This window comes from Collinsella sp. AF18-8LB (genome assembly GCF_003459795.1).
Taxonomy (GTDB): Bacteria; Actinomycetota; Coriobacteriia; order Coriobacteriales; family Coriobacteriaceae; genus Collinsella.
Genome location: NZ_QRWU01000001.1, coordinates 790,205 through 802,354, shown reverse-complemented (window position 1 = coordinate 802,354; position 12,150 = coordinate 790,205). Strand labels below are relative to the sequence as shown.

Annotated in this window: 8 protein-coding genes; all 8 read right to left on the bottom strand. The window is 60.9% G+C overall.

Features of this window, described 5'->3' with window-relative positions; all coding sequences use genetic code 11:
* Positions 1-75 precede the first annotated feature (75 nt).
* Positions 76-606 carry a CinA family protein gene (locus DWX25_RS03535; protein ID WP_117742753.1) on the bottom strand — a complete coding sequence of 177 codons (531 nt, stop codon included), beginning with the start codon at positions 604-606 and terminating at the stop codon, positions 76-78.
* A gap of 12 nt (positions 607-618) precedes the next feature.
* On the bottom strand, positions 619-1,167 hold the full coding sequence (pgsA, locus tag DWX25_RS03530) for a CDP-diacylglycerol--glycerol-3-phosphate 3-phosphatidyltransferase (protein WP_233505241.1): 549 nt from the start codon (positions 1,165-1,167) through the stop codon (positions 619-621).
* Positions 1,168-1,266: 99 nt separating this feature from the next.
* The gene (gene rimO / locus DWX25_RS03525) at positions 1,267-2,616 is read right to left on the bottom strand and encodes a 30S ribosomal protein S12 methylthiotransferase RimO (RefSeq protein ID WP_117762994.1); all 1,350 of its coding nucleotides are present in this window, start codon (positions 2,614-2,616) and stop codon (positions 1,267-1,269) included.
* A 27-nt stretch (positions 2,617-2,643) separates the two neighbouring features.
* Entirely contained in the window at positions 2,644-3,141 is a 498-nt protein-coding gene (locus DWX25_RS03520) for a YajQ family cyclic di-GMP-binding protein (protein ID WP_117735189.1), read from the bottom strand.
* A 26-nt stretch (positions 3,142-3,167) separates the two neighbouring features.
* Complete coding sequence (locus DWX25_RS03515) at positions 3,168-4,679, bottom strand: RodZ family helix-turn-helix domain-containing protein (protein WP_117762995.1); 1,512 nt, start codon at positions 4,677-4,679, stop codon at positions 3,168-3,170.
* Positions 4,679-7,459 carry a DNA translocase FtsK gene (locus DWX25_RS03510; RefSeq protein WP_233505240.1) on the bottom strand — a complete coding sequence of 927 codons (2,781 nt, stop codon included), beginning with the start codon at positions 7,457-7,459 and terminating at the stop codon, positions 4,679-4,681. Before DWX25_RS03510 ends, DWX25_RS03515 begins: the two co-directional genes overlap by 1 nt.
* Before the next feature lies 1 nt (position 7,460).
* Positions 7,461-9,131, bottom strand: a complete 1,671-nt coding sequence (locus DWX25_RS03505; protein WP_117735187.1) for a ribonuclease J — start codon at positions 9,129-9,131, stop codon at positions 7,461-7,463.
* Positions 9,132-9,771: 640 nt separating this feature from the next.
* Entirely contained in the window at positions 9,772-12,018 is a 2,247-nt protein-coding gene (locus DWX25_RS03500) for a polyribonucleotide nucleotidyltransferase (RefSeq protein WP_117799101.1), read from the bottom strand.
* Positions 12,019-12,150: the final 132 nt, after the last annotated feature.

The following is a 12,150-nucleotide window of genomic DNA, read 5'->3' as shown; positions in this document are numbered from 1 at the left end:
ACCAGCACAAACGCTAAATTCGCCAGAGGTCCCTATCTCCACAATTAAGGGGCCCTAAGGCCCCTTAAAACACGCCTATTCCATAGAGTTGAGCACAAGGGCAATGCGTCCCAATGCCTCCGTGACCGCATGGGCACGAACACACGAACGGTCGACCTCATAGTGGCAACGCACAGAATCCACGACCGGCACTTCCCCATCGACCGTGCGATACGCCCAGCCAATATAGAAGGTGCCAGCCGGATCGTCCTCGGTACCGCCGCCGGGACCAGCATAGCCCGTTGCGCTCACGGCAACATCGCTCTGGTACAGATCTAGCGACCCCGCCGCCATCTCGCGCGCGGTCTGATGCGACACCGCGGTATAGCGGTCGAGCGTTTCCTGCTCAACACCCAGCACGCGATGCTTGATCTCATCACAGTAGGTTACCGCACCGCCACGCAGCACCGCCGAGGCGCCCGGGATATCGGCGATCGTCGAGGAGATCATACCTGCCGTCAGCGACTCAGCCGTCGAAACCGTCACGCCCCGAGCGCTCGCGCGCTCGACAATATCGCGCGCCAGCTCCTCGTTATGAGCGGAAATCTGCTCAAAAGAGTCCGTCATACCCACCAGGACCTAGACCGAAAAGACGATCTTGCGGCAGTGCCAGAAGTACTGGGCGCCCGAGATAACGGTCAGGACAACGGCAACGGCGTACAGGAAGCGCGATAAAGAGTAGATGCCGAGCGTCAGCGCCACCGGGCCAAGGTGCAAGCCGGCCATCGCAAAGACGCACAGGTAACCGCAGATGGAGACCATCGTGGTCGCCGTCTTGTACTTGCCGAGCTTATCGGCGGCAACGACCACACCAGCGGCACTCGCAACCATGCGCAGGGCGCTCACCAGCAGCTCGCGGAACAAGATAATGAACACCGACCACACGGTTACGGCACCAAAGTCCAAGAACAGCAGCAGGGCAGAGAACACGAGCAGCTTATCGGCGATGGGATCCAAGAACTTACCGAAGTCGGTAATCTCGTTGCGCGAACGAGCCAAGTAGCCATCAACCTTATCGGTGCACGACAGGATGACGTACAGAATAAAGGCGGCGGCGGCGAGCGGGCCGTCGAAGGTGCTCCAATCCGTACCGGCAACGCTCGTGTGAGACAGCGCCGACACGATCATGAACACCGGGATAAAGACGATGCGCACGCACGTCACGATATTGGCGGGTGTCCAGACACTCGTCAGTTCCTTATTACTCTCGTTAGCCACAACGCGCTCCTACTCCACAACATGACCGATAAGCTCATAGCAGAAGCTATCGGTAAACTCGACGGTCAGAATATCGCCCACAGATGCCTCGCTGGCATCCAGATGCACCGCGCCATCGGAATCGGGCGCCTGGAACCAAGCATGGCCAATCAGCTCGGCACCGTCCTCGGTCTCTTCGATACCGTCGACGATCACCTGGGCGCGCTCGCCCACATGTGCGGCGGTGGCGGCAAAACCGAGCGACTCGGCCAGGTCCATGGCCTCCTGGGCGCGCTCGAGCTTGACCTCTTCGTCGACCTGACCCTCCATCTTGGCGGCCAGGCTGCCCTCCTCACGCGAGTAGGCAAAGACGCTCGTGTAGTCAAAGCCGACGGTGTCCATAAAGTCGATAAGGTCGCGGAACTCGTCGTCAGTCTCAGTCGGGAAGCCGACCATGGCCGTGGAACGAATCACGATGCCGGGGATGCGCTCACGCAGATCGCGGAACAGGTCCTCGAGCTCCTGGCGCGAACCGGAGCGACGCATGGCCTTGAGTATGCGAGCATCGCAGTGCTGCACGGGGATATCAATATAGGGCAGCACCTCGGGCGTATCGCGAATGGTCTCAATGAGCTCATCGGTCATGCCCTCGGGCTGCAGGTAGAGCACACGGACCCAGACGTTCTGCGGGCGCACGGCCTCGGCGACTGCGCGCAGCAGCTGCGCCAGATTGCGCGGCGAACCCTCGACGACGCCCTCATCCGCAAAGTCGGTGCCCCAGATGCCCGTGTCCTGACCGATCAGCACGATCTCTCGCACACCGCCGGCAACCAAGTCGCGCACCTCGGAAATAATGCTATCGGCATTGCGCGAGTGATAACGACCGCGGATATATGGGATCATGCAGAAGCTACAGAAGCGGTTGCAGCCATCGGAAATCTTGACGTAGGCGACAGCGCCCTCGACAGTGCGCTTGACCTGCGGAATATAGGCGGCGATCTCACGCTCGACACCCAGCACGCCATCGATGACCGCCACGATGCCGTCCTCTTCGTCGGCCTTCACAAAGGCAGCGACCTCGGGCAGCTCGTCAGGCAGGTCGTCGCCATAGCGCGACGGCACGCAACCGCACATGACGATGGGACAGGAGCGAACGCCGTCCTGCACCTCATTGGCGAGCTCGAGCGTGGTCTCGATGCTCTCAGACGTTGCGGAGGCGAGGAACGAGCATGTATTGACAATGGCGATATCGGCTTCCTGCGGGTCGAATGCCTCCTCGTAGCCTGCGGCGGTCAAAAGAGAACGCATGCGGTCGGTGTCAACCTCGTTCTTAGCGCACCCGAGGGTGATGTAGAGCACGGAGCCCAACGGTGTATCCATGTTGGAGAGCGGTCCTTTCGAATGATATTAGCGGTAGTTGGTGAACTGCAGCGGCTGGCCGTAGTCCTGGTCGCGCAGGAACTGAATCACGGTCTGCAACGCGTCCTTCGAAGCAGAGGAAACACGCAGCTTGTCGGCCTCGATGGCCACCTTGACCTTGAGCTTTTGGTCCTTGATGTCCTTGTTGATCTTCTTGGCGGTCGCCTGGTCGATACCCTCGACGATATGGCCGAGCACGCGCACGGTGCCGCCCGATGCCGCCTGCGGAGCATCCCACGAGACAGCCTTGAGGTCGATGCCGCGCTTGATGAGCTTGGAGCTCAGGACATCGATGATCTGCTTGGAGACAAAGTCAGCCGGGGCGTTGATCGTAAAGAGCTTGTCGCCCTTCGAAAGCTCAATGGTGGCGCCGGAATCCTTCAGGTCATAGCGCTGGGAAATCTCGCGCGTGGTCTGCTGGAAGGCGTTGTCGACCTCTTGCATGTTGACCTCGGACACGACGTCGAAGCTGGAATCTTTAGCCATAATGTTTCCTTTCGCGTACGAGCGGCTTAATAGCTATCGTACGAATAGTCGGTAGAATCGGTGGGCGTCTGACCGTCAGTTGCGGTATCGGCGCCATCCGTGGACTGGGCATCGATGCCGTCGGTGGTATCGGTACCATCAGTGGTGTCGACACCATCAGAACTTTCACCATTCTCGGAATCAGTCGTCTCCTTCTTGGGAACGGTGATCGTCACACGCGCCACGCCCGAAGTCTTGGTATCGTAACGGACCTTTTCGCCGTTCTTGGTAACGGTGACATCGGAAGGCTTGGACGTGGTGATCTCGATCGAGGACTCGGGCGTGTACTCCTGCTCAAAGGGGCCAGTCGCCTGGGCGCCATAGACCGACTTTCCATCGACCTTGACCTCAATCCACGCGGTCTTTCCCTTGGCAACGGAGACCTTGACCTTCGTTACCTCGTTCTCTTCCTTTTTAGCCGTCGTCTTGGTGGCGTCCGAATCGGTCGACTCATCCGTCGACTCATCGGTGTCTTCGTCCTCGTCGACCGTTTCGGTCTTCTTAGAAGACTTCTTGGTCGTCGTCTTGGTAGCAGTGGGCGTCTCGGGCGTGGTCTCGGGCGTCGAAGATGCGCAGCCGCGCAGAAGTACCACGATGAGCGCGATCAGCAGCAGCGTCACGGCACCGATGCCAGCGTAGACGATACGCGGATCGAGCCCGTTGTTTTGAGGAGTACGAGATCCGCCGCGTCCACGACTGGAACTGCTGCGGCCGCCTCCCTGAGGCATACGACCACGATTGCTATCGGAACGACCACGATAGCCACCCTGGCCCTGAAGGCCGCGCTGACCCGAGCGGGGCGCAAGTTCACCGCGGCCTTGATAGCCACGCTGGCCCGAACGCGGAGCCGAAGGGCGCTGGCCACACGGCTGAGACTGAGAGCGAAGACGCGGCGTCACCTGCGTAGTATCGGCATCCGCATAGCCACCGCGAGAGCGTCCGGTGGAGACACCACGGTAACCGCGATCGGAATAGCCGCCGTCGCCGTAGCCGGCACGAGGGTCACGCGCCACGCCGCGGGCAGCGGGGAGTGCACGGTCCTCGGGCATCGGCGCACTGCGGAACCGGTCACGCTGTGAGCGAATCTCCTCGCCCGAACCCGTCTCGGTAATATAACCGGCCTGCTGAGGACGCTGTCCATAGCGGGTCGAACGACCGCCCTGAACCATCAGAAAGCGCCCGTTATCGACCGAGGAACGCGAATTGACGTAGCCGGCGGCGTCCTGAAAACGACCGCCCTGCTGCGACGTCTCGCGTTCGTATGCCATCAGGTCGTCAAAGTAGGCATTGACGACCTCGCGCGGATTGAGGCCCAAAAAGCGAGCATAGCTCGAAATCATGCCCTGCGCATAGCCGCGCGGCGGCATCGAAGCAAAGTTACCGGTCTCGAAAAACTCGATGATCTGCGGCCTGATTTTGATGGTGTTGGCGACCTGCTGAATGGAAAGGCCCATTCGGCGACGCTGCTCGAGCAGCATGTCACCAAAGCGTGCAGCCATCAGAATCCTCCAAACTCACGATCTTCACGTGCCATCTCGGCGTCGACAGATTTCAGCGCGGCAAGTCCCTCCTCGTCCAGCAGAACCTCGCGCGGCTTCGAACCGTCGGGCGGGCCGACGACACCCTTTTCTTCCAGCATGTCCATAATACGCCCGGCGCGCGCATAGCCAACCTTCAGACGACGCTGCAGGCCAGATGTGGAGCCAAGCTGCGAATCCACCACAATATGGGCGGCTTCCCAGATGAGCGGATCATCGTCTTGCGGCTCGGCGACTCCGGTGCGGACAATGCCGCCGCCACCCGCCATGGACATGGAAGCGGGCGCCACGGCAGACAGGATCTCCTCGTGGTAGTCGGGCTCGCTCTGCGACTTGACGAACTCGACAATCTCGTTGATTTCGTCGTCCGAAACAAAGCAGCCCTGGATACGGCGAGGCTTGCCCCAGTCGACCTTGGAGAACAGCATGTCGCCCAAACCGGTGAGCTTTTCGGCACCCATCTGGTCGATGATGACGCGCGAGTCGATGCCCGTGGCGACGTTAAAGGCGATGCGGTTGGTGATGTTGGCCTTGATGAGACCTGTCACCACGTTGGAGCTGGGGCGCTGCGTGGCCACGATAAGATGAATACCGGCGGCACGGCCCAGCTGAGCGATACGAACGATCGACGCCTCGACATCCTTGCCGGCGACCATCATCAGGTCCGAAAGCTCGTCGATGATGATGACCAAGTAGGGCATCTTTTGCGGCGGGTTGTCGTAATGTTCAAACTCGCCGGCGGCCTGCTTTTCGTTGTAGGTCGAGATCTTACGCACGTTGAGACGCTCGAAGACCTTCAGGCGACGCTCCATCTCGGACACGGCCCATTGCAGAGCGCTAGCGGCTTGCTTGGGCTCGGTCACCACGGGCACATAGAGATGCGGCAGACCGTTATAGCCCGCAAGCTCGACGCGCTTGGGGTCGACCATGATCAGGCGAACGTCCTCGGGAAGGGCGCGCATGAGCAAGGTCGTGATGATGGAGTTGATCATGACCGACTTACCGGAGCCCGTGGTACCGGCAATCAGCAGGTGGGGCATCTTGGCGAGATCGGCGACGACCGGCGTGCCCTCGGCGTCGCGGCCGATGGCGAGCTCGAGCGGACCGCCCTTCACATAGGGCAGCACGTCGCCCAGATTGACGTTCTGGCGCTTGCGGTTGGGAATCTCGATGCCCACGAGCGAGGTGCCGGGAATCGGGGCAAAGATACGCACCGACTGAGCAGCGAGCGAAAGCGCGATATCGTCCTCGAGGCTCGAAATCTTGCTCACGCGCTCGCCCTCGCCAGGTTGCAGCTTAAAGGTCGTCACCGTAGGGCCGGCGATCCAGCCGACCACGCGGGCACTGCGGCCAAACTCAAGCAACGTGGACTGCAGCGACTCGGCAGTCTGTTCAAGCTCCTTGTCCGAAGACGCGGCAGAAGCCGACTGCGGGTTGGCATGCAGGATCTCGAGCGGCGGAAGCTTGAGGCCATCCCCTTCTTCGCCCTCGTTATCTGCAGCGTCGTCGTCCACTCCCCCATCACGAGCCGCAGCCGATTCGACAGCACTCGAGGCAGCGCCATCGGCAACCTTGGGATGCTTCAAGAAGTCGGGAATCTGAGGTGTTGCCGAGACAGGATTCACGGCAAACGGCGGCTCGGACTCGTCAATCTTATCGGGGTCGTCTTCCATCGAAAGCTGGCCGGTTACCTGGCCGCGCTTTGCATGGCGACGCGGCAGCAAAGTTGTCTTTGCGGTCTCAATCGGAGTCTCGTCGTCCTCGTCATCACCCTCGGTAAGCTCAATCTCGCTCTCGGACCAAGACGGATCGGGCTCACTCGTATTGAGCTTGGGAACCGTTTTGCCCTTCTTGGCATGTCGGCGCGGCAGCAGCGTCGTCTTAGCGCGCTCAGCCTCCACGGCATCGGACACGTCGACAAACGAATCCTCATCCTCGTCGTCATCGTCCAAAACCGGGTCCGCATCGTTGCCCATGACCGTGGTCATGGCAGCATCAGAGCCCTTTTGACGAAGAATGCTCAGATGCGGACGGGCGACACCAGGCACCGACAGGGCCTCATCGTCACCCCACGGGCTCGCGTTAACATCGGCACGACGGCGTTCGGCAAAATCTGCCGCACGATCGCGGGCGGAGCGCAGCACGCCGCCCACCGAAAAGCCAATGATAACCAGGCCCACGACGACAAGGCCCAGCAGGACTACCATAGCGATAGGCTTACCCAGGGCATTCTGCAGCGCACTCGCAATAAACGCACCGATGTAGCCACCCGAGGCGGACAGATTTTGCGGCGTAAACATGAGGTCACACGAGTTGCTCGTACCCGGCACCATCAGCGAAAGAATGGAGACGACGGCGATAAAGACCACGGCGCCGCCCGCAACAGAGCGCACGTTGAGCGGCGAGTCCTCGCCTAAAAAGAGCGTGGCGGCAAACAGCAAGATGACGATCGGCAACACGTAGGCGCCCAGACCAAAGCCTAAGTGGTAGAAACCGGCAACCGCAGCTGTAACGGGTGCAGTCGCCGGCGAAATCACGGCAATAAAGGACGCAATCGCCAAAACGGCAATGACCACGCCGGCGATATCGCGATTGGCTGAGGGCTCGACCAAGGGCTCAAAATCGTCGAAGTCTGCCTCGTGGCCCTTATTGGCACGCAGATGGGAACCGGCACCCTTAGCAGATGCCGGTTGGTTATTGGCCTTATTGCCTTTGGCGTTTTGTGCAGATCCGCGCGCCAAACTAAACCTCCATGACGACCGGGATGATCATCGGACGGGTACGCGTACGGCTCCAGATAAAGTTAGAGAGCGAATCGCGCACGGCCTTGCGAATGGCATCGGAACCGCTGCTCGTAAAGCTGAACTTGCCCTTCTCGATCGTCTTCATGATGGATGCGGAGGCATCCTCGGAGAACTGGTCGTCGATGGCAAACGAAACACCGCGGCCCGAGAACTCGATGGCCTCGATCTTCTTTTGCTTGAGCGAGACGATGGCAACAGCGGTAACCATACCGTCGTTGGCGAGCTTCTGGCGATCGCGCAGGACGATGGGGTCGGTATCGCCGATACGCAGGCCGTCGACGTAGACGACGCCAGACTCGACGGGCGTACCGCGCTTGACGATACCGCCGCGCATCTCGAGCGTGTCACCGTTATCGAGGATAAAGATATGGTCGTCCTTGAGACCCATCTTGCGGGCCAGCTGGGCGTGTGCCCGCAGATGCACGGCCTCACCGTGAACCGGCATAAAATACGTGGGCTTGGCCATGGCCATCAGAAGCTTGAGCTCCTCCTGGCTACCGTGACCGGAGACGTGGACGAGAGCGCGGTTCTTATCCCACACGTCGCAGCCGAGCTTGGCCAGGCTGTTGACGACCTGCTGGACGGCCTTCTCGTTGCCGGGAACAGGAGTTGCCGAAAGGATAACGGTATCGCCCTCGTGGATGGAGAGCGTCTTGTGCTCGCCATTGGCCATGCGGGACAGGGCCGACAGCGGCTCACCTTGCGAACCGGTGCACATGACGACAATCTTGTCGTCGGGCAGGTTATCAATGTCGAAGGCATCGATGATATCAGCGTCGTCGATGTTGAGGTAGCCCAGCTCACGCGCCACGCGGGTGTTCGTGAGCATGGAGCGACCGGTCACAACGACCTTACGGCCGCACTTGCGGGCGGCATCGCAGATCTGCTGCAGACGATGGATGTGGCTCGAGAACGACGCGACGAACACGCGACCCGGCGCATTCTTGATGGCGTGCAGTAGGTTGGGACCAACCTCGGCCTCGGACTTGGTAAAGCCGGGAACCGTGGCATTGGTAGAGTCGGAAAGCAGCAGGTCGATGCCTTGCTTGGCAAAGCGGCTGATAGCGGCATAGTCGGGCGTAACGCCGTCGATGGGCGTCTGGTCGAGCTTAAAGTCGCCGGTGTGCATAACGGTGCCCTGATTGGTGCGGATGAACACGCCCAGAGCGCCGGGGATGGAGTGTGTCATCGAGAAGAAGTCGAGCGAGATGCCGCCGAGGTTGACATGGCTACCGCCCTTGACCTCGCGGAACTTGGGTGCGCGGATGCGGAACTCGGAAAGCTTGCCCTCGATGAAGCCGAGCGTCAGCTTGCTCGAGAAGATGGGCACCTTGTTGTTGAGGTCCTGCAGCAGATACGGAAGCGAACCGGTGTGGTCCTCGTGGCCGTGGGTGACGATGATACCGCGGAGCTTCTCCTCGTTCTCCAGGACATAGGTGTAGTCGGGAAGCACCAGATCGATACCGGGCTGGGAGTCATCCGGAAACATGAGGCCGGCGTCGACGAGCACCATGTCGTCGCCGCACTCAAAGACCGTCATGTTCTTGCCGATGCCATCAAGGCCGCCGAGCGGGATGATCTTCAAGGGAGATGATTTTTTAGCTGCCATAGGTAAGTGTGGTTTCCTTTCTTCGAAACGGGTCTGGAACAACCGACGGGGCGCTTCTGGCAAACCGACCGCCGGGCACATACAACAAAGCATCGCAGAGTCGATGCAGTAACCTCAGTATGATACCCATTTGCCCACCAACAGACCACCCATGCATTAAAGCCCCATCTGAACTGGTCCATCCCGCCGGTTTCCCGTGGGGCGGGCACTGATGAAGTTTCCTGCTCTACAGTCCTGCTCACGACGGAGGCCACATTAAGTGGCCTCCTGTTCGTGCGGAACTCGCGATAAACTTCATCAGTGCCCGCCCCACGGGAAACCTACCAAAAAAGGACAGGTTTGTTTTGGTCGGTTTTATCTGGGAAGATGCTGCTGCGGCTATCTACAGATCTGAAATCTGACTACTGAATAGACTGTCTAACTGAATAGCGAGCGGCACTAACCAGCCCTTTTGCTTGCGACCGGGAGGGGCGCATATGAAGTTTATCGCGAGTTCCGCACGCAAAGGAAAGCACTTAATGTGCTTTCCGTCTTGCGCAGGACTGTAGAGCAGGAAACTTCATATGCGGCCCTCCCGGGCGCAAGCAAAAGGGCGACCCCTGTCCGGAGTCGCCCTTGGTGAGCTGCTTGTGTGTAGCTGTTACTCGGCGTCGTGGTGACGGCGAGGCTTGCGGCCTCCGTTGTCGCCGGGACGGCGCGGACGGTCGCTGCGCTCGGAGCGCTCGCAACGCGGACGCTCACGGCGCTGGAAGTGCTCGCCGTCGCCCTCGGAGGCACCCTCGGCGCGAGCCGGGGCCTCGGGCTTGTCAAGACGATCGAGCGAGATCTTGCCGCGATCGTCGACCTCGATGACGACAACCTTGACCTCGTCGCCAACGTTGAGGACGTCCTCAACCTTCTCGACGCGGCCCTTGGCAACGCGGGAAATGTGCAGCAGGCCGTCCTTACCGGGCAGCAGGTTCACGAAGGCGCCGAAGGGCTGGATGGAGACGACGCGACCGGTGTACTCCTCGCCCGGCTCGGGAACCTTGATGATGAGCTTGATGCGCTCGACGGCCTGGTCCACGGACTCGCCGGTGCCGCCGACAAAGACGGTGCCGTCCTCCTGGATGTCAACCGAAGCGCCGGTCTCGTCCTGGATGCCGCGGATGACCTTACCGCCGGAACCGATGACGTCGCGGATCTTATCGGTCGGAACCTGGATGGAGACGATGCGCGGAGCGGTGCTGCGCGTGGTATGACGCGGCTCGGGGATCACATCGAGCATCTTCTGCAGGATGTACGCACGACCCTCCTTGGCCTGCTGCAGGGCGCGGGCCAGGATGTCGAAGGTAAGGCCGGTGGCCTTGTTGTCCATCTGCAGGGCGGTAATGCCCTCGGTGGTGCCGGTGACCTTAAAGTCCATGTCGCCCAGGAAGTCCTCGAGACCCTGGATATCCGACAGGACCACGGTCTTGCCCTCCTCCTGGATCAGGCCCATGGCGATACCGGAGACCGGGCGCTTAATGGGCACGCCGCCGTCCATAAGGGCGAGCGTGGAACCGCAGGTCGAAGCCATCGAAGAGGAGCCGTTGGACTCCATGACCTCGGAGACCACGCGGATGGCGTAGGGGAACTCGTTTTCGTCGGGGAGCACCGGAAGCAGGGCGCGCTCTGCCAGATTGCCGTGACCGATCTCGCGGCGCTTGGGGCTGCCCATGCGACCGGTCTCGCCGGTGCAGAACGGCGGGAAGTTGTAGTGGTGCATGTAGCGCTTGCCCTCGGTGGGCTCGATGGTATCCAGACGCTGGCCCTCGTTAAGCATGCCGAGTGACAAGACAGAGAGCACCTGGGTCTGACCGCGCTGGAACAGGCCGGAGCCGTGAACGAGCGGCAGGTAGTTGTCCTTCACCATGATGGGACGGATCTCGTCGGCGGCACGGCCGTCAACGCGCTCGCCGGTCTCGACGACCATGGTGCGCATGGCCTTCTTCTCGAGCTTCTTCAGCGCCACGGGAATCTCGCGCTCCCAAGCGGCCTGCTCCTCCTCGGTGAACTCGGCGCGGATGGACTCCTTCAGGGCCTCGACCTTACCGATACGGGAGAGCTTGTCGGCGTCGCGAAGGGCGGCAGCCATCTCGTCGTAGTGGGCGAAGATGCGCTCCTGGACCTCCTCGACGGGCTGGTCGAGCGGGTACTCCTTCTTGACGATGGGGCCGTTAACCTGCTCCCACTCGGCGACGAACTCGTCCTGAGCCTGGCAGAAAGCAGCAAGGGCCTCCTGGCCAAACTTCATAGCGGCGAGCATGTCGTCCTCGGAGATCTCCTCGGCGCCGGCCTCGACCATCGAGATGAAGTCGGCGGATCCGCCCAGCTCCAGGTCCAGATCGGAGTTCTCGCGCTCCTCGTAGGTGGGGTTGACGATAAACTCGCCGGTCTCCACGTTACGGCCGATGCGCACGCAGGCAAGCGGGCCCTCGAAGGGCACGCCGCCGAGCGTCATGGCCAGGGAGGCACCCATGACGTTGATGACGTCGAAGGGGTTGACCTGGTCGGCGACGAGCGAGGTAGCGACAATGTGTACCTCGTTGCGGAAGCCGTCCGGGAAGCTCGGGCGAATCGGACGGTCGATCATGCGCGCGGTGAGCGTGGCCTTCTCGCTGGGACGGCCCTCACGCTTAAGGTAGCCACCCGGGATGCGGCCGGCAGCGTACATCTTCTCGTTGAAGTCGACGGTCAGCGGGAAGAAGTCATAGTTCTTGCGCTCCTTGGAGACGACCACGGTATCGAGCATCGTGGTGTCGCCCTGCTTGACCAGACAGGCGCCAGTGGCCTGCTTGGCAAGCTCGCCGGACTCAAAGGTGTAGGTCTTGCCGTACAGCTCAAAGGTCTTGGATACGAGTGTCATTGTTCTCCTTTACCCCACAGGCCCCTTGCCTGCGGGCTTCTCATGTGACGCGGGCCCCCTGCCCCCGCCACGCTTCAGAGCGTGATTGTTCACGCCCTTACACAAAAAGAGCGTCCCGCATGCAGGACGCTC